This is a genomic window from Cupriavidus sp. SW-Y-13, assembly GCF_009793345.1.
Classification (GTDB): domain Bacteria; phylum Pseudomonadota; class Gammaproteobacteria; order Burkholderiales; family Burkholderiaceae; genus Cupriavidus.
Window position 1 is genome coordinate 468220 of sequence record NZ_WHLX01000002.1, and the last position, 17825, is coordinate 486044.

Consider the following 17825-nt stretch of genomic DNA (forward strand, 5'->3'; position numbering starts at 1 on the left):
CCGGGAATGGATGCTTCCGTGCGCGCACGCCATACCGAGGCGTTGCGGCGTGAACTGGACTGGCTTGAGGCAGCGCTCGACCAGCGCTTCCGCCAGCATTTCGCTCACGAGAGTGCGCCCGAGCCATTGCCGCCGGCTCCGGCATTGCCTGCGGGCAGCGCGCTGGCCGAGGTGGTCGCGCAATATGATCTGGGCGAGTGCGAACGGCTGGTGCTGGCGCTGGCCATGGCGCCCCATCTGCGGCCCGCTGCGCTCGACCTGTTCTTCGTCAAGAACCGCGATTTCGATCGCGGATTCAGCGAGTTCGGCGGCGCCAGGGCATCCCGCCACGCGGGCTTCCTGCCGACGGGCGAGACGGCGGCATTCCTGGTTGCCGGTGACGACCTGGCAGAGCGCATCGCCACGCTGGAGCTATTCGATGCGCAGCGCGCCTTCGCCCGTGGGGGGCTGGTGTCGCTCGACGGAGACGTGGGCGGCGAGCCACAGTTGAGCGGTGCGCTACTGCTGAGCGCGGAAGCGCTGCAGCGCCTGCAGACCGGCGTCTGGCACAAGCCGGACTACAACGCGCAGTTTCCGGCCAAGCGCATCACCACGGCCCTCGCGTGGGACGACCTGATCCTGGCGCCCGAGGTGATGGACGAGCTCGCCATGATCCAGACCTGGTTGCAGGCGGGCCCCGCGCTGATGGACGAATGGGGCATCGGCAAGGCCGTCAAGCCCGGCTATCGCTGTCTGTTCCACGGTCCACCCGGAACCGGCAAGACGCTTACCGCCACGCTGCTGGGGCAGGGCGCCCAGGCGGACGTCTATCGCATCGACCTCTCCATGGTCGTCTCCAAGTACATCGGCGAGACCGAGAAGAATCTTGCGCGCGTCTTCGACCAGGCGCAGAGCCGCCGCTGGATCCTGTTTTTCGACGAGGCCGACGCGCTGTTCGGCAAGCGCTCGGCCACGCAGAGCAGCAACGACCGGCATGCCAACCAGGAAGTGGCCTACCTGTTGCAGCGCGTGGAGGATTTTCCCGGCGTGGTGATCCTGGCCAGCAACCTGCGCGGCAATATCGACGACGCGTTTTCGCGCCGCTTTCAATCCATGATCTATTTTCCGATGCCCGACGCGACCCAGCGTCTGCGGCTATGGCGCAGCATGCTGTCGCAACCGGGGCGGCTGGCCGACGACATCGACCTGGTGGAGCTGGCAGAGCAGCATGAGCTGTCCGGCGGCGCGATGGTGAACGTGCTGCGGTTTGCAGTGTTGCAGGCCAACCGCGAAGGCGTCACGCAATTCACGCGTGCACACCTGCTGGCGGGACTGACGCGGGAGATGCGCAAGGAAGGGAGAACCGCATGAAGCGCGCATGGACCGGCCTTGTTGTCTGGGTGCTGCTGGTGGTCCTGTACGGACTGTTACCCGCGCAGCCTGCAAGTTCCGTGGGTGCCTCGGATGCGAGCGTCGCGTCGGCCTCGGCGCCGGCCGCTGGCAGTCGTGCCCCGGCTGCCGCATCCGCACCGGCAGCGCCCGCAGCAGCGACGCCCGCGCCCGCTTCGGCGCCGGCCGTATTGCCCTCGACAATGCTTCCGGCGTCCAGCCAGGCCTGCCCACCGATCAATCCCAACACGTTTCCGCCGCTGGCCTGCGTGCGCCCAAGCGAACCGCTGGCGCTGGAGAAGACGGCCGTCACCTCGTTGCCGAATGCCGTGGTGGATCAGGACTACAGCTACCGATTCATCGCTACCGGTGGCGAGCCGCCCTATACGTTCGAGGAGATTCGCGAAGATCCCCGGCGCGGTCTTCCCGCCGGGCTGAGCCTGACCGCCGATGGCACCGTCACCGGCACTGCCACCCAACGCGGACGCAAGTCGTTCGTGGTGGCGCTGCACGACCAGACCGGGCAGGGCCTGCGCCAGACCTTCTCGATCAACGTCGTGGCACCGCGCGGGCTGAAGCCGGCCGGCAAGGCGCCTGACACTCCAGCCGGCACCTCGCCCGCGACCACCATCCAGACGGTTTCCATTGCCGCCACCCAAACACCGGTACGCGGCCCGAACCTGATCGATACGTGGGTGCTGACGCAGGAATTGCTCAAGCAGGTCAATCCGGTCATTACCGAAGGCGATACCACGGCATCCGATGCCCCGGCCGGCACCACAGCAGAAGGGGGCGCCAGTGCGGTCGATGTGCCAGCCGCGATCAATGCCGCGCCCGTGGTCACCGAGGGCGATGGCCTCGACGAATTGTCCGCCGCGGGCTCCGCCCAACTGGAGATCTTGCTCAAGCCGCTCGTCGGGGTGGAATATCCTACGCGCGCGATGTTCGCCGCAGCGCTCGATGCGCATGTGTGCACCTATGCGGCCGCGCTGACCGATCGCGTGGCGCAGACGAATCGGCAGGCCTCACCCACCGCTGAACAGTGGCGCGACCGCTGTGCCGTGGCATGGCAGGGTCCCTCGCCCAAGGCACCGGTGCAACTCTCCGAGGCTCCGGTCAAATGGCAGGACCTGCCGAGTACCCTGTTACCGGCCCGGGTCCGCAACTGGCTGATCGAGCAGGCACGTCAGAGCCACGATGCCGCAGTGAGCAACGCGCCCGGATGGCAGGGCACCGGCTGCAACTGCTTTACCGATGCCGCCGATGGCCAGGTCTACGGATTCGTGCCGCACTGGAGCGATGCGGAGAAAGGGCCCAAGCTCGATTTCAGCCTGTACGACCGTCTGGTGAACTACGCGCAGCCATTCGATGACGATGGCAATATCCTGCAATTGCAGCCAGGCGCCGCCGAGATCGAGTTCTACCGTGCCGTCCATCGCTACGGCAGCAAGCTGGACATGACAGTCTATCGCCGCGACTGGCAGTTCCTGCAACGCCTGCCGGAAGATCAGCGTCGCCGCATCGCGGGCCAGGTGGCCCTGCACACGGCACAGATGCTCAACACGCGCTTGAGCGATTTCGGCGCGCGCTGGCAGGATCGCATCCCAGGGCTGGCCAGCGATACCTACCTTGGCGACGGTGTGACCTTGTTCCTCGACCAGTTGCCCTCGCCCGCCGACGCGGGGTTCGCCACCTTCGCGAGTTTCCGTGAACGTCTGATCCGGTCGATCATTGCCGAACTGCACAAGCAGAAGCGGCCGATCACGCTGAACCTGATGATCAGCGCCGGCGACCTGGTGCCGGCACTGCGGGACGCCAACGGTACGGGAAGCTCCAGCGCGGCAGTCAATCCTGCCAACCGTGCCGGCACGAAGAGCAAGGAGCCGTCGGCGGCGGTCGCGCTGCCGCGCCCGCCGGGCTGGACCTTCGGCGACCTGTTCGACATCCTCGTGTTCGCCGAAAACCCGCGCTTCCAGGACGGGCGCATTACCGCCGCATCGGGGGCGTACCACAGCAATACCAACGTGACGGTGAAGTACATCGTGCTGCTGCCGGAACCCACCACGCGCAGCAAGAAGGTGTTGCGCGAGGCGGTGGAGACCACGACGGACCTGGTGGGCACCAATCGGGCCATCATGGTGCGGCGCATATTGCCGCTGATCTCGGTGGGCAGCGCCGAGCCGCAGCAACTGGCCGACGACCTGGCTTACTTCAACGACAACTTCGGTGGCGTGGCGCTATGGCCGCAACCGCTCGCCAATCCGCTGCTACTGGCGCAGACGGAGAAGACCGTGCGCAGCACTATCCTGGCCAACGAGGCACCGGTGAGCCAACTGTGCAACGTTGTGTGCGACTGGCGCTGGGCCCTGCGTGGCGTGTTCTGGCTGCTGATACTCGTGGCGGCCGTATCGCTCGTGCCGTACCTCTTCTCGTGCCGCGTGCGCGCGCTGGGCCGTCCTTATCAGCTCTACCTGCTGCTGGCGGCCATCGTGCCATTGGTGATCGGCGGATTGCTGCTGCGATGCGATCCCGACCTCGCCTCGTCCGAGATCGCCAGCCGGCTGCTGGTCGGTGTGCTGGTGGTCGTGATCCTGAGCATGCTGTATCCCCTGCTCAAACCGCGCGCGGAGAGGCCATGACCACCTCCCTCGCATTCGTGCTACGTGCTCAGGCCCTCCCGCATCGCATAGCGCGTCAGCTCCGCAATGGTGCTGATGCCGAGCTTGCGATAGGTGTTCTCGCGATGGCTGGCCACCGTCTTGTCGCTCAGGAACAGCATCTGGGCGATGGTCCGGGTGCTGTGACCCTCCGCCAGCATCTGCGCGACCTGACGCTCGCGCGCCGTCAGCTGCGGCAAGCGGATGGCTTCCACCACCGTGCCGCCCTGGCGGCTCGCGTGGAGCACGGTGCCGATCAGCTCGCCACTGAGAAAGATCTGATTGGCCATCACGCGGCGGATCGCCCGTGCGAGCTCGTCGTAGGAATTCTCCTTCAGTACGTAGCCCGACGCGCCGGCGTCCAGTGCGGCCATGACGTCGGCGGGCCGGTCGTTGACGGACAGGCAGAGCATCTTGCAGGGCGTGGACTCCGCGCTCAACCGACGGATGACCTCCACGCCGTTGAGGATGGGCATGGCGATATCGAGTACCAGGACGTCAGGGCGCTGCACGCGCGCAATCTGCAGCATCTCCATGCCGTTACGCGCCTGGGCGAGTACCTCGATATCGTTCTCGCGCTGAAGCAGGGCGGCCAACCCCTCGCGCATCATGCTGTGGTCGTCGGCCAGGGCAACCCGGATGCTCATGGCGATAGTACGGGGCAGGCGCACTCCGCCCGGAATTCGGATCTCGGCTCGGAGTGGCGTTCCGAGTGGGAGGTGGGCCACCACTCGATGCAGGCATGCACGCCCGCGCCGGTGCGTGCGTCCAGCCGCAAGCGCGCGCCAATTGCTGCGAGGCGCGACGGCAAGTCGCGCAGACCGTTGTGACCGCGCATCGGTGTACATGCAAGGTCCGGATCGAAGCCGGGGCCGTTATCGGACACCGTCAACGCGATGCCGGGCGGGTAACCGGCGGTCTCGCGCAGTCCGAGGCAGACATGGGCGCCGGGCGCATGCTTGCACGCGTTGAGCAGCAGTTCGCGCGCGGCACGCATCAGTTGCTCGCACACGAGCGGTGGGGGCAGGGTGGCGAGGGTCGGGCAGTCGGTGTCGATGGCACATCCGGTCATGCGCGCAACCTCGGCGGCGAGTTCGATGCACTGGTGTGCCAGCGGCGGCGGCAGCGCCGGCAAGTCTCTCTGCGCCATCTGCTGCAGCCCGCCGATCACGCCGCGCGTGGTCTGCAGCGCATCCTTGACCAGTTGCCGGGCATGACGCAGCGCAGCTTCGCCGCCATCCCCCGGAGACTGGGTGGCGCGATCCAGTTGCATGAGCGCAAAGGCAAGCAACTGCGCCGGACCATCGTGCAATGCGCGCGCAATGTCTTCCGTATGGCGCGTGGGATGGCCGCTGTTGGCGCGTGCCGGCCGCGCGCACCGTGGGCACTGCAGAGTTCCGTAGGGAAGGGCGGAGCGTCCCCGGCGCGATGGCCTGGGACGGCATGTGCAGGGAACCGGCAAGCCGCGCGCGGATATCGTGCCATTGACAGGTGTCGATACGGGCCACGCCGTGGCCCTGGCTGCGCCAATGCTGCACCGAGGCCCCATTCCTCGTTTCTTTCCAGTCATCCAATACCCGTCAAAAGTATTACTGCAGTCTTGTTGCCCGATGACACTGTCTGCGAGACGAGATGTCTGCCCTGCGGGCTCTTGTCGCCTCTTCAGCCGGAAGCGTCCCGACAGATTGTAGGAAAACTACATGGAAAAAATTCAGAATTAAAAAACTATCAAGGTACTGTTGCACGCGGGAAGCGGGACAATGACCTGCGCGTTTCCCGCAGGCGGTAGCGTATGACCCATACGGGGGAGATTTCGTCATGCCGACTTACATAGAACGTGAACGCGAACCCGACCGGGAGGAAGGCCATGCATCGGCGGAGTCCGGCCGGGCGCCCAGCCATCCCATGCAGGCGGTGGCGGATGCGGGCGCGCGCAATCGTCTGCCGCCAGCCCTGCAAACCAACCTGGAAGGGCTATCCGGGCAATCACTTGCCGATGTGCGGGTCCACTTCAATTCGTCGAAGCCCGCGCAGATGATGGCCCATGCCTATGCGCAGGGACGCGACATTCATCTCGGACCGGGTCAGGAGCGACACCTTCCGCACGAAGCCTGGCACGTGGTGCAGCAGGCCCAGGGCCGTGTACGGCCTACCGCGCAGCTCGCTGGCGGGACTGCCGTCAACGATGATGCCTCGCTCGAAGCGGAGGCCGAGCGGATGGGCGACATGGCCATGCGCTCGCCGGAGGCGCCGGTGCAACGCGTGGCGCAGATGCCCGACAGTGAGCCAGCGTTGGTGCGGCAGCCCGTGCGCAGCAGCAACGCGCCCGTGCAGCGCGTGCGCTTTGCCAATAGCAACAGCTTCTACGGGCCGCAGCATCCGGTGTTGCCCTTACCCGGCGATATGCGTGACGCGCTGGGTGCCACTTACCGGGGGCGTGTAGAGCGCCAGGAAGTGATGATCGACTTGTCTGCGGCGGGACAGCAATGGTTGAACCAGCATGCACCCATTCCCGGTGGGGTTGGGGCACTCTGCTGGGCGGAGATCCTCGACACCGACTGGCGAGACCTTGGCAAAGGCATGCCGGCGATCGAGGTGGCCCAGATGGACCTGGAGTTCTTCAATCATCAAGCCGATTTGATGAGAGACCTCGGCAACAGATTCGCGTTCGATCTGGTGATCCGTCCCGGCACTCCACTACGCGTGGCAAGCTTCGTGCTGCAGACCGATGCCCAGAACGCGCTCAACCTCGAACCCTCGAACAAGCCTATCGAACCGCAGGTGGCGCAGGCCATCACGGCGAGATTCGTCAACGACAATGCGCTACGGGCGCGCATCAGGCAGAACGTTCTTTCCACGTTGCTTGGCGCGGGCCAATATCAGTGGATACTGGCCAACTGGACGAGTATCAGCCAGACCCACGACGTGTATATCGATGTCGATTTCTATCCCAACCGAATGCCGGACCGGGGCGGACTCCTCCACAAGGACTCGATCGGCGAGACGCTCTTCGTCAATCTCACCTACAACAATCCGCAGGCGGGCGCCTCTCCCGAATACGCGTACGACAACCAGGGTCATGCGCCTTACGAACAGAATTTTCCGCAGAGCGCGCACACCTTGCTTGCCGATACGCGCCAGGCAAACCAGGGCAAGCCGGACACCATCGAGGGTGTAGACCTGCCCGCGCACGGGCGTGTCAGCTTCATTGACCCGGCGATCTGGCATGCCACGCCGCTATACGGGCGAAGACTGGAGTTGCCATCCTATGGCGATGCCGACGATCTGACCTACGACCAGGTACGGCAGGATATCGGCCAGAACGTTCCACGGGAACATCACGCCGAGGCACTGGGCGTGATTGCAAACCTGCACGGTGCCGTCAGGGGCGCCCAGATCAAGACACTCTACCGGTCGCACGAGATGCTCCGGTACGGGCGTACCGCAGATACCGCCATTCGGGATACCGCACCGCAGACGCGCCGGCAGCGCGCGCGCAGCGTGGATCTGACCAACCATCCGGAACGCCTTGCGGCGCTCCAGCAGCAGGCGACCCAGCCACGGTCGTTCATTCGCACCTGGGTCATCCTGCGGAGGAAGCCGCAGCAGCCGCAGCAGCAGGGGGGCGGAAATCCGTAGCGGAGAGGGCCCGCGGTTGGCGGACCGGCGGCTACAGCCCGTGGAAGATATGGCGCAGAACCTCCGGATACTTATCCCGTTCCGCAAGGACCAACGCCTTCACGTCCGCCTTCTGCGCAGTCGTGAATGTTCGCCATTGAGCATGCATCGGCGTTCTCGCCTTGGCGTTCAATGACGCCGCCAGGAGCGCCGCAGCGCGCGTGTCCTGTTGGTACAGCTTGTACTTCGCGGCGTTGGCGGGAATATCGGTCAGCAGGTGGACATTGCTCTTGTCCCGGGTTTCCCGCAGGATCTGCTTGATCAGCGTGGCCTGCGAGCCGGTATTGTCCTGCATGTCGCGGTTGACCCCGTCCTTGTAGGACTTCTTCTGCCAGGGGTCGAAGTCGAGCTTGCCGTACTGCGCTTTGGGCGAGTCATACGGACGCTCGGCACCGGGCACGTAGGTGACGATCATGTCGTCGACGTCCTTCATGGCGGCGAGGTTGGCCGTGGAGGCGGCCATGCGCAGTTCGTCCGCATTGGCTTCCCTGCCGGTGTCGGGATTCGCCGAACCAAGCCCGGTATAGAGGTGTCCCAGTCTCGATTTGCGCTTGCGGATCGCATCGAAGTCGCTGGCGCGGTCCTTGAGATTATTGAAAAGAATAATCTCCCAATAGGGCTGCGGGTTTGCCTTCTTGAACTTGCTGATACTCCTGCCTACCACGGCATCCATGGTCTTCTCATAAGCCGCCACGGCAAGATCGTCGCGGCTGTTCTTCGGGCGCCCTTTCATTTCGACTTCGATGCGCAGCGGATGACCAGTCGCGTTGTAGTAGGTGGTCGCCACGGCCACCGACGCGCTCAACAGGCCATCTAGGGAAATGAAAGCACTGTCGGGATTGTCGGTCCGCTGAATGCCCTGCAACTGGGCCGCGTCGAGGTCGCTGACATAGGCCGGATTGCCCTCATCGCCAACCAACGCCGCATGCAGCGTGCGACGGGCGTCGGATAGCTGCTCACGGATATTGCCATCGTGACTGACCATCGGCACATTGTCGCGGGACAGGTACACGTCGCATTCGATGCCATCGAGCCGGGGCGTCGCGTCGCGGGTGGTCTCGGCGTAAGCCGAATCGAATGCGGCCTTCGAGTTCTCTGCGGGGCGGTTCAGCCGGCGCGAGTCAGTGTCCTTGATCAGGCCGCCGCGTGTGCGGTTGGTCGGGCCGCCGCCGCGATGCGCGACGATACTGACGCCAGGGCGTTCCGCCATCTTGAGGCGGAGCTTGCGGAGTTCGGTGTTGATGTCGGCCGAGCTGGTCTGATCGTGCAGCCAGTAGTCGAGCGGCCCGAGCATGCTGTAGGTCTCGAAGTTCTGTGCGGTGGTTGCGGTGCCGCTGGTCGCGGCGTCCTGTACCGCCTCCAGTGACCGGTCGTGAATCGCCGAGTTTTCTGGCGCCGTGTCGGCGGCGAGATCCGGCTTGGCCTCGATGTAATCGAAGAACGTCTTGAGTCCGGCCACCACCGGGGTAATGCGAGGCACGGCCGACCGCTTGTCCAGTTCGCCAGCGATGCGGTTGAGCTTGCGATAACGCTGATACTTGAGCGGGGCATGGAGCGGCTTACCGGCAATCCCCTCCGCCTGCTTCCTGTCCTTGTTGGCGGCGAGTTCGGGGTCGCCGTAGAGATCTTCCTTGCGCTGCACGACGGGCTGCAAGCCGGCCGCCTGGCGCACGGCCGTCCTATGCGTGCCGGTATCGGACTGCGACTGCCAGGCCCGCATGCGCGAGGACGCGGGGCTGGCATCGGCCAAATCCTGTATGCGCCGTTGCGCGACGGTGGCGGGACGCTCGTCGGCAATGCGCCGTGTGCCGTGTTGCGCGGCCGGAATCTGCGCTGGTGTGGACAACTGCGGCTTTTCGATTTTCTTCTGCATGACGAAGTCCCCGATATGCGGTCGCGCTAACCATGGCACGGAGCGACCCTATCAGAGTGCGGGCGATTGCGTATGCGGATGTCGTGGGGTGTCGCACGCAGGCGACAAGCGGACCTCGTTCCCGGAGATGTGGTTCTTGGTGCACCACTCGCAATCGACTGCGAGTCGGCGTTTGACATTGGGGTCGCCAAGTTCTTCAATGGTCCTGATGCCATGCACCTGGTCAACGCCATGCCGAAAATCGCCGTCCTCCTGCTCGTGCCGATATGGCTGGCCGGCTGTGTGTCGGTCAGCAGCAGCGATCCCAATCCGCCGCAACGTACCACTGTGGTCACCCCGGCACCGGGCACGACCACGGTCTGCAATCCCGGACCCTGCTAGGGTGCTGTTTCCGTAACGTCGCGGATCTGGCGCATGATGCCTTCCGCGAACAGCACCGGGCCGAGGATCGGAATGCCGGCCTCGCGCAGCGCATCGGCAGTCCACGTATTGCAGGTGTAGAAACCCGCGTATCGCGCCGTGGCCCCGAAATACAGCCCGCCCGTATAAGGGCCGTCGCCGAGACTCACCGGCGCGCCGCTGGCATTGGTTTGCACGCTGCGATTCAGGAAGGCGCGCAGGCGCTGGATGCCTGCGGCGTCCACGTCGAGCCGTACCACGTTGTCCTTGCCGAACGCGGCAGCGGGGGTGTCCCGCAGGATCGTCAGCAGCAGCACGCCCTCACCGGGTAGCAGCGCAGAAAGCAGCGTCATCGGGCCGCGCTCGCCGCTCATCAGATAGTGGCGATCTCCGAATCCGAAGCAGAGATAGTTCGAGCCTTCGTAGCCCACGGTGACGCGCAGCAGTTGCGCGTCGGCATCGACCGTGCGGATACAGACGTCGGTATGCCAGTCGCGTTCCACCACGTCGATGAAAGTCACTGGCGGCGCGGCACGCGCGGCTGGCGTGGCGCATCCCGCCAGCAGGAATGCTACGGCGATGGCTGCCGCGAGCGGCAACCGGCGGGCCGGTGTCATGGCGCGCTTGCCTTCGGCACGGTGCTTTCGACCAGTCCGATCATGGCCGTGCGGAATGCTTCTGCATCAGCACCGGCTGCCACCTCCAGCGCGGCCCGGTCGAAGGCTGCGGAGAGCAGGGCGGCCAGCGCATTCACTGTCGCATCCGATGTCGCATCGTGCGGCAGGTTATGGCCGAGCGCAGCCTGTAGTCCTTCACGTAACGTCCGACCCGCATGCTCGGCGTCGAGCGCGAACATTGCCGAGGGGCCAAGCACGGCGGGACCATCGACGAGCAGCAACTGCGTGCGCCCCGGCACCGTCATCGCGTCGAGGTAGGCCAGGCTGCCAGCCACGAGCGCATCGCGCACGGGCAGATTGGTGGGCGCGGCGCGCTCGATCTCGTCCGCGACGGTACGCGCTTCGTCTTCGAGCAGGGCGCGGAACAGGGCCTGCTTGTCCGCGAAATGGTGATACAGCGCGCCGCGCGTGATACCGGCGGCAGCCACGATCTCGGGCGTCGATGTGCCGGCATAGCCCTTTTGCACGAACAACTGCCGCGCCGCCGCCAGCAGGGCAGTACGAGTGGCCTGCGTGCGTTCCTGGTTGGATCGCGCTTTTGCGTCTTGCATACATGCAGCCTGTATGTATAAGATGGAGAAAGATGCAGTCTGTATGTTACGTCAGGCAGTCCGCTTCAGCCAACCATGGAGACAACACGATGAAAACCACCAGCTTTTACCCCGTCATCATGACTCGCGACGTGGCCGGTACGGCTGCGTTCTACCAGCGCCATTTCGGATTTCGTCCGCTGTTCGAGGCGGACTGGTACGTCCACCTTCAGGCCGAGGCCGATGCACAGGTCAACCTCGCCATCCTCGACGTCGACCATGAGACGATCCCCGCCGAGGGACGCGGCAAGACGGCGGCGGGGTTGCTCATCAATTTCGAGGTGGAGGATGTCGATGCCGTGCACGCGCGCCTGAAAGACGCCGGTTTGCCGATCCTGCTGCCGCTGCGAGACGAAGCATTCGGGCAGCGCCACTTCATCACCGCCGATCCCAACGGCGTCATGCTCGACATCATTACGCCCATCGCCCCGTCCGCAGAGTTCGCGGCGAGCTACGACGATGACGCGCGGCCGGCCTAGCCCAATGCCCATCCGCCCAGCGCGCAGCCAGCCACCACCAGCCACGGCGGCACGCGCCATACCGTCAGCGCGATCACGGCCAGCACCGCCAGCGCGAAGTCGGGGGCCGAGTGGACGGCGCTGATCCAGACCGGATCGTAGAGCGCCGCCAGCAGCAGCCCCACCACGGCGGCGTTGACGCCGGCCAGCGCCGCGCGTGTGGCAGCGTTGCGGCGCAGCCGCTCCCAGAATGGCAGCGCGCCGAAGACCAGCAGGAAGGACGGGGCGAAGATCGCCACCACGGCGAGCAAGCCTCCACCCCATCCGCCCATGCGCGTATCCGCCGCGCCGAGGAATGCGGCGAACGTGAACAGCGGACCCGGCACGGCCTGCGCGGCGCCATATCCGGCAAGGAAGGTATCGGCATCGACCCAGCCCGGCGGCACCACGGCCGCCTGCAACAGGGGTAGCACCACATGGCCGCCGCCGAAGACCAGCGCGCCAGCCCGGAAGAAGGCGTCGAACAGCGTTAGCGCATGATGGGCGGAAGCCTGCGCGGCCAGTGGCAGCAGCACCAGCAGCGCGGCGAAGGCCAGCAGGCAGACTACGGCAGTACGGTGTCCGACCGGGATGGGCAGGGGTTCGTGGGATACCGGTGCACCAGCGTGAAAAAGGCGGGTGCCGATGAGTCCCGCCAGCACCATTGCCCCGACCTGCATCCACGGCGAAGGCAACAACAGCACGGCGATGGCCGTCAGCGCCATCATCGTCAGGCGCGGCGCGTCGGGGCATAGCGAGCGAGCCATCCCCCAGACGGCCTGCGCTACCACGGCCACGGCGGCCAGCTTGAGGCCGTGCAACGCGCCGGCCGGGATCACGTTGCCAAAGCGGGACAGCCCCATCGCAAACAGGATCAGCGCCACCGCCGACGGCAGCGTAAAGCCCAGCCACGCCGCCAGCGCCCCGCCGTAGCCCGCGCGGGACAACCCGATGACCATGCCCACCTGGCTACTGGCCGGACCCGGCAGGAACTGGCACAGCGCCACGATATCCGCATAGGACGACTCGCTCAGCCAGCGGCGGCGCGTCACGAAGGCTTCCCGGAAATAACCGAGATGTGCCACCGGCCCGCCAAACGAGGTCAGGCCCAGGCGCAGGAACACGGTGAAGACTTCGAGCAGGGCACGCATAGGGGCGGGGAGGGCTGTGGTGCCGCGAGGGTAGCATCGCCAGACGTCGTGCGCATGTCGCATGTCAGCGTTTGCCCGACGGCGCAGGCGGGGCAAGTGCCGGTAGACTATGCGCCACGCGCCGGGGGTCACAGTCCTGTCGAGAGCCTGGCGCGCAAGAAAGCATTCCCTCGGGTTTCCACTTTGCGGAACGCGCCCCATGCACGCTACCGGCAGGTCCCCGCTTTCGTTGTCTGTCTCGTTTGCGCTGAAGGGCTGGCTCCTGCCGCCCGCCATCGTCCTGTCCACGCTGTCGTTGCCAGCCGGGGCCGACGAGACCACGCTGCCCGATGTGGTGGTCAGCGCCAACCGCGCCGAGCAGCGCCGCTTCGATGCGCCCGCCGCCATCGACAGTATTCCGGTCAATCCCTTCACGGCCACGTCGCCACTGGTCAGCCTGTCCGAACTGACGCTGACCAGCCCCGGCATTGCCGTGCGCGACCGCCAGAACTATTCGCAGGATCTGCAGATTGCCGTGCGCGGGTTTGGCAGCCGCTCTACCTTCGGCGTGCGCGGGGTGCGGCTGTTTGTCGATGGCATCCCGGCCACGATGCCGGACGGGCAAGGGCAGGCGTCCACGTTCGACCTCGCCAATGCCAGCCGTGTGGAAATCCTGCGCGGACCGTTCGCGCAGATGTATGGCAATGCGTCGGGCGGCGTGGTGCAGGTCTTTACGCCCGATCCGCCGAAGTCCGGCTTCACCGGGCGCGCCTCCACCGGGTTTGGTTCCGATGGACAGTGGCAGGCCGGTGTGACGCTGGGCGGCGGCAATGAGAAGCTCGGTGCCACGCTCGATGCGTGGACCTACCAGACCGATGGCTATCGCGATCACAGCGCGGCGCGCCGTTATCAACTCAACGCCAAGATCGTGGCGCAGCCGACCACATCCACGAAGATCACCGGCCAGTTCAATTACTTCAGCCAGCCGCTGGCCGAAGACCCACTCGGGCTCACCCGCGCGCAGGCCGAAGCCAATCCGCGCCAGTCGATTGCCGCCGCCACGCAGTTCAATACTGGCAAGGACGTGGAGCAGACGCAGGCCGGTGTGGTGGTCGAGCATCGACTGACGGAGCAGGACAACCTGAACTTCCGGCTCTATGGCGGTGGGCGGCAACTGACCCAGCGGCTCGGGTTCAGCGGTGCGGCGCCGACGTCGGCGGGTGGCATCGTCGATCTTGATCGCACCTATGGCGGCGGCGCGCTGTCGTGGACGCGCAAGACCACGGCCAACGGTTTGCCGCTGCAATGGACGGCCGGTATCGAGGCAAATGGCATGCGCGATGCCCGCCATGGCTACGTCAACAACAACGGCCAGCAGGGCGCGCTGCGTCGTGACGAGACTGATGAAGCGGCAGACTATGGTGCTTTCGCCCAGTTCAACTGGACCGTGCATCCAGCGTGGGAAATCGTTGGCGGCGTGCGTGCCAGCATGGTGCGGCTGCGGATCGACGATCACTACATCACGGCAGCCAGCCCTGACGACAGCGGCACGTCCACGTACCACAACGTCAGTCCGGTGCTCGGCGCCGTCTGGCATGCGCATGAAACACTGAATGTCTACGCCAATCTCGGGCGTGGCTTCGAGACGCCGACGCTGACGGAGGTGGCCTATGGCCCGGGCGGCACGGGCGCGAACCTGGGGTTGCAGGCATCCACCAGCCGGCAGGGCGAGATCGGCATGAAGTGGCAGTCGGGCGGCCAGCGGGTGGACGTGGCGCTGTTCGATGCAGATAGTCATTCGGAGGTGGTGCCGCAATCCAACGACAACGGCCGCACGGTCTACCAGAACGTGGACGGCGTGCGCCGGCGCGGACTGGAACTCGGCTGGCGCGGCGCGTTTGGCGCGGCACAGCGGCTGACCGCAGGGCTCGGCTATACCTATTTGTCGGCGTACTTCGGCGAATCGTTCGTCAACGCGCAGGGCGCGACCGTGGCGGCGGGCAACCGGTTGCCGGGCACGGCACGGCATAGCTTTGGCGCCGAGGTGGCCTACCGGCCGTGGGGACAATGGATGGTGGGCGTGGAAGCCAAGGCGGACAGCAAGGTCTACGCGGACGATCTCAACACGCAGGCCGCGCCGGGCTATTTCATCGTCAACCTGAAGACCGGCTACACGTTCAAGGTTGGGGCCACGCAGCTTTACGTTTTCGGGCGCATCGACAACGTGGCGGACCGGCACTACATCGGCTCGGTCATCGTCAACGAGGCCAACGGGCGCTACTACGAACCCGCGCCGGGGCGGCGATTCTTCGTGGGATTGCGGGCATCGATGTAGCAGCGGTCATCGTGCCCCCCCTTGCCAGCGCCGTGCCGAGCGCCTAAGGTGGCGGTTCTGGCCGGCATCACGCCGGCAGCCCCCGCCCTCAGCCGTCATGCCGTCCGTCACACCCCCCGTCGATTCTGCTTCCATGCCTCACGATCCCAAGCTGCGCATCATGCTGTGGGTGGTGGCGGTGGGGTTCTTCATGCAGACGCTGGACTCCACCATCGTCAACACCGCGTTGCCGTCGATGGCGCGCAGTCTGGGCGAGAGCCCGCTGCGCATGCAGTCGGTGATCATCGCGTATTCGCTGACGATGGCGGTGATCATTCCGGCGTCGGGCTGGCTGGCCGATAAATTCGGCACGCGCACGATCTTCCAGATTGCCATCGGTCTGTTCGTGCTGGGATCGCTGTTGTGCGCCTGGGCGCCCACCTTGCCGTTCCTGACCGCCGCGCGCGTGGTGCAGGGCGCGGGCGGGGCGATGCTGCTGCCGGTGGGGCGCTTGTCGGTGCTGCGTACATTTCCGCGCGAGCAGTATCTGCAGGCGCTGAGTTTCGTGGCCATTCCGGGCATGATCGGTCCGCTGATCGGCCCGACACTCGGTGGCTGGATCACGCAGACGTTTTCGTGGCACTGGATCTTCCTGATCAACGTGCCCGTGGGCATCATCGGCGCGCTGGCCACCATCCGCTACATGCCCAACGCGCGGCTGCCCGGCATCGGGCGATTCGATGTGGCCGGCTACGCGTTCCTGGCCATCGCGATGGTGACGCTGTCTTTTTCGCTCGACGGATTGGCGGGCATGGGCTTCCAGCACGCCACGGTGCTGATGCTGCTGATCGCGAGCATGGCGGCGCTCACCGCCTACGTGTTCCACGCGCGCCGCAGCACCATGCCGCTGTTTCCGCTCCAGTTGTTCGGTATCCATGCCTTTAGCGTAGGGCTGATGGGCAACCTGTTCGCGCGGATCGGCAATGGCGCCATGCCGTTCCTGATTCCGTTGACGCTGCAGATCAGCCTGGGATATTCGCCGCTCAATGCCGGCCTGATGATGGTGCCGGTGACGGTGGCCGGCATGGCGTCGAAGAGCCTGGCGACGCAACTGATCGAACGCTACGGCTACCGGCGCGTGCTGGTGGTCAACACGTTCGTCGTCGGACTGGTGATGGCATCGTTCGCGCTGATCTCGCCCACGTTGCCACTGCCGCTCACGCTGCTGCAACTGGCGATCTTCGGTGCGGTGAATTCGATCCAGTTCACGGCCATGAACACGGTCACGCTCAAGGACCTGAGCGGCGTGACGGCCAGCAGCGGCAACAGCATGCTCTCGATGGTGCAGATGCTGGCAATGAGCCTGGCGGTGACCTCAGCCGGGGCGCTGCTCGCGACGTTCCAGGCGGGCATCGGCTCGCATCACTTCGATGTGTTGCCCGCCTTCCATGCAACGTTCCTGTGCGTGGGGCTGATTACGTCGGCGTCGGCGTGGATTTTTATGCAGCTGGACGCGGAGGTGGCGGTGCCAGCGAAGGCACAGCCGTCGGAAGAGGTTTGATTTACCTCGTTCTCTCTTGGTTTGCTCCCCTCTCCCGCATGGCGGGAGAGGGGTAGGGGGAGAGGGCCAGCGGTGCATATTGCGATCAGTCGGCAAGCAGAACCTCCGGCCCTCTCCCCCGCCCCTCTCCCACGTTGTGGGAGAGGGGAGCAGACCATCAGTGAGTCAGTTCCCGAAATACCCCACAAACCTCCCCATGATCGGCGACAGCACCCCCGTCCGATGCGCCATCAAGATATGGCTGGCCGCATCCGGCCCCGCGATCGGCCGATACGCCACGCCCGGAATCCCGGTGCGTGAGTAAATCTCCGGCAACACCGATACCCCCGCACCGCTCGCCACCAGACCGATGATCGTGGTGGCCTCCCTCGCTTCCTGTGCAACGTTGGCTGCGAAACCTGCGCGGTTGCACAGCGTCGTCACGTGATCGAACAGTCCACAGCCGAGTCCGCGCGGGAACAGCAAGAAACGTTCAGCCGATAGCGCACTGATATCGATATCGGCATCCTGCGCGGCCAGCGGATGCGCAACGGGCAGAACGGCCACGAGACGGTCCACCAACACCTCGCGCACGGTGATGCTCGCGGGCGGACGGAATTGAGGGGAAGGTCGCAGGAACGCGATATCGATCTCGCCGTGTTCCAGTTGCTGCAGTTGCTGCCCCGTGGACAGATGCACGAGTTCGAGCCGTGCATGGCGATGCGCCTCGCGGAACGCATGGACGGCGCGCGGGAACATGTCCTGCATCGGCACCGATGCGGTAAAGCCCACACGAATCTCGCCAGCCTCGCCGGATGCCACCTGCTTCACCACCTCGCGCGCCTCGTCGAGATTGGCAAGCGCGGCGCGGGCCTTCTCCAGGAACAGTTCGCCAGCCGGGGTAAGCGCCACGTGGTGGCGGGAGCGCTCCAGCAGCGGACTCCCCAATTCATCCTCAAGTGCCTTGATCTGCACGCTCAGTGGCGGCTGGCTGATGTGGAGGCGCCGGGCTGCCTCGCTGAAGCTCAGCGCCTCGGCCACAGCCACGAAATAACGGAGTTGGCGAAAGTCCATGATAGGGATTCGGAATAACCAGCCATCT

Annotated in this window: 14 protein-coding genes; 7 read left to right on the top strand and 7 right to left on the bottom strand. The window is 65.5% G+C overall.

The genetic code is table 11. The annotated features are described in order from the left end of the window. The first annotated feature begins 6 nt into the window (after positions 1-6). Together GA566_RS17920 and GA566_RS17925 are read left to right on the top strand one after the other, a co-directional pair. Positions 7-1350, top strand: a complete 1344-nt coding sequence (locus GA566_RS17920; RefSeq protein WP_160473564.1) for an ATP-binding protein — start codon at positions 7-9, stop codon at positions 1348-1350. Further along, on the top strand, positions 1347-4007 hold the full coding sequence (locus GA566_RS17925) for an Ig domain-containing protein (protein ID WP_160473565.1): 2661 nt from the start codon (positions 1347-1349) through the stop codon (positions 4005-4007). Before GA566_RS17920 ends, GA566_RS17925 begins: the two co-directional genes overlap by 4 nt. 20 nt (positions 4008-4027) lie before the next feature. On the opposite strand, the gene GA566_RS17930 is transcribed toward GA566_RS17925, so the two are convergent. Together GA566_RS17930 and GA566_RS17935 are read right to left on the bottom strand one after the other, a co-directional pair. Continuing rightward, complete coding sequence (locus GA566_RS17930; protein WP_160473566.1) at positions 4028-4672, bottom strand: response regulator transcription factor; 645 nt, start codon at positions 4670-4672, stop codon at positions 4028-4030. Next, positions 4669-5595, bottom strand: coding sequence for a sensor histidine kinase (locus GA566_RS17935; protein ID WP_370459322.1), 927 nt, complete (start codon positions 5593-5595; stop codon positions 4669-4671). The genes GA566_RS17930 and GA566_RS17935 overlap by 4 nt, the downstream gene beginning before the upstream one ends. 248 nt (positions 5596-5843) lie before the next feature. Here GA566_RS17935 and GA566_RS17940 point away from each other — a divergent pair, with 248 nt between their 5' ends. Further along, positions 5844-7664 carry a DUF4157 domain-containing protein gene (locus tag GA566_RS17940; protein WP_160473568.1) on the top strand — a complete coding sequence of 607 codons (1821 nt, stop codon included), beginning with the start codon at positions 5844-5846 and terminating at the stop codon, positions 7662-7664. Between the two features lie 31 nt (positions 7665-7695). Here GA566_RS17940 and GA566_RS17945 read toward each other — a convergent pair whose 3' ends face one another. Next, positions 7696-9576, bottom strand: a complete 1881-nt coding sequence (locus tag GA566_RS17945) for a glycerophosphodiester phosphodiesterase family protein (protein ID WP_160473569.1) — start codon at positions 9574-9576, stop codon at positions 7696-7698. Positions 9577-9807: 231 nt separating this feature from the next. Here GA566_RS17945 and GA566_RS17950 point away from each other — a divergent pair, with 231 nt between their 5' ends. Continuing rightward, a complete protein-coding gene (locus GA566_RS17950; RefSeq protein ID WP_160473570.1) occupies positions 9808-9957 on the top strand; it encodes a hypothetical protein in 150 nt (49 codons plus the stop codon). Here the strand turns inward: GA566_RS17950 and GA566_RS17955 are convergent. Further along, entirely contained in the window at positions 9954-10592 is a 639-nt protein-coding gene (locus GA566_RS17955; protein WP_160473571.1) for a DUF2459 domain-containing protein, read from the bottom strand. The two genes, GA566_RS17950 and GA566_RS17955, sit on opposite strands and share 4 nt — an antisense overlap. Next, positions 10589-11203: a TetR/AcrR family transcriptional regulator gene (locus GA566_RS17960; RefSeq protein WP_160473572.1), complete on the bottom strand. Its 615-nt coding sequence runs from the start codon at positions 11201-11203 to the stop codon at positions 10589-10591. The genes GA566_RS17955 and GA566_RS17960 overlap by 4 nt, the downstream gene beginning before the upstream one ends. An 89-nt stretch (positions 11204-11292) precedes the next feature. Between GA566_RS17960 and GA566_RS17965 the strand changes: the two genes are divergently transcribed. Further along, positions 11293-11721 carry a VOC family protein gene (locus GA566_RS17965; protein WP_160473573.1) on the top strand — a complete coding sequence of 143 codons (429 nt, stop codon included), beginning with the start codon at positions 11293-11295 and terminating at the stop codon, positions 11719-11721. Here the strand turns inward: GA566_RS17965 and chrA are convergent. After that, entirely contained in the window at positions 11718-12890 is a 1173-nt protein-coding gene (chrA, locus tag GA566_RS17970) for a chromate efflux transporter (RefSeq protein WP_160473574.1), read from the bottom strand. The genes GA566_RS17965 and chrA overlap by 4 nt on opposite strands. A gap of 199 nt (positions 12891-13089) precedes the next feature. On the opposite strand from chrA, the gene GA566_RS17975 reads away from it, so the two are divergent. Together GA566_RS17975 and mdtD are read left to right on the top strand one after the other, a co-directional pair. Then, positions 13090-15204, top strand: a complete 2115-nt coding sequence (locus tag GA566_RS17975) for a TonB-dependent receptor (protein ID WP_160473575.1) — start codon at positions 13090-13092, stop codon at positions 15202-15204. Positions 15205-15337: 133 nt separating this feature from the next. Further along, positions 15338-16744 (top strand): multidrug transporter subunit MdtD, encoded by a 1407-nt coding sequence (gene mdtD / locus GA566_RS17980; RefSeq protein ID WP_160473576.1) that lies wholly within the window; start codon positions 15338-15340, stop codon positions 16742-16744. A 165-nt stretch (positions 16745-16909) separates the two neighbouring features. Here the strand turns inward: mdtD and GA566_RS17985 are convergent, their stop codons facing one another. Continuing rightward, positions 16910-17797: a LysR substrate-binding domain-containing protein gene (locus GA566_RS17985; protein ID WP_160473577.1), complete on the bottom strand. Its 888-nt coding sequence runs from the start codon at positions 17795-17797 to the stop codon at positions 16910-16912. Positions 17798-17825: the final 28 nt, after the last annotated feature.

Bases quoted from the DNA above. Each gene is read 5' to 3' on its own strand.
- GA566_RS17945 (WP_160473569.1), bottom strand. From the start codon at position 9,576: ATGCAGAAGAAAATCGAAAAGCCGCAGTTGTCCACACCAGCGCAGATT.
- GA566_RS17930 (WP_160473566.1), bottom strand. From the start codon at position 4,672: ATGAGCATCCGGGTTGCCCTGGCCGACGACCACAGCATGATGCGCGAG.
- GA566_RS17950 (WP_160473570.1), top strand. From the start codon at position 9,808: ATGCCGAAAATCGCCGTCCTCCTGCTCGTGCCGATATGGCTGGCCGGC.
- GA566_RS17935 (WP_370459322.1), bottom strand. From the start codon at position 5,595: ATGACTGGAAAGAAACGAGGAATGGGGCCTCGGTGCAGCATTGGCGCA.
- GA566_RS17925 (WP_160473565.1), top strand. From the start codon at position 1,347: ATGAAGCGCGCATGGACCGGCCTTGTTGTCTGGGTGCTGCTGGTGGTC.
- GA566_RS17940 (WP_160473568.1), top strand. From the start codon at position 5,844: ATGCCGACTTACATAGAACGTGAACGCGAACCCGACCGGGAGGAAGGC.
- GA566_RS17960 (WP_160473572.1), bottom strand. From the start codon at position 11,203: ATGCAAGACGCAAAAGCGCGATCCAACCAGGAACGCACGCAGGCCACT.
- GA566_RS17965 (WP_160473573.1), top strand. From the start codon at position 11,293: ATGAAAACCACCAGCTTTTACCCCGTCATCATGACTCGCGACGTGGCC.
- GA566_RS17955 (WP_160473571.1), bottom strand. From the start codon at position 10,592: ATGACACCGGCCCGCCGGTTGCCGCTCGCGGCAGCCATCGCCGTAGCA.
- GA566_RS17920 (WP_160473564.1), top strand. From the start codon at position 7: ATGGATGCTTCCGTGCGCGCACGCCATACCGAGGCGTTGCGGCGTGAA.
- mdtD (WP_160473576.1), top strand. From the start codon at position 15,338: ATGCCTCACGATCCCAAGCTGCGCATCATGCTGTGGGTGGTGGCGGTG.
- GA566_RS17975 (WP_160473575.1), top strand. From the start codon at position 13,090: ATGCACGCTACCGGCAGGTCCCCGCTTTCGTTGTCTGTCTCGTTTGCG.
- chrA (WP_160473574.1), bottom strand. From the start codon at position 12,890: ATGCGTGCCCTGCTCGAAGTCTTCACCGTGTTCCTGCGCCTGGGCCTG.
- GA566_RS17985 (WP_160473577.1), bottom strand. From the start codon at position 17,797: ATGGACTTTCGCCAACTCCGTTATTTCGTGGCTGTGGCCGAGGCGCTG.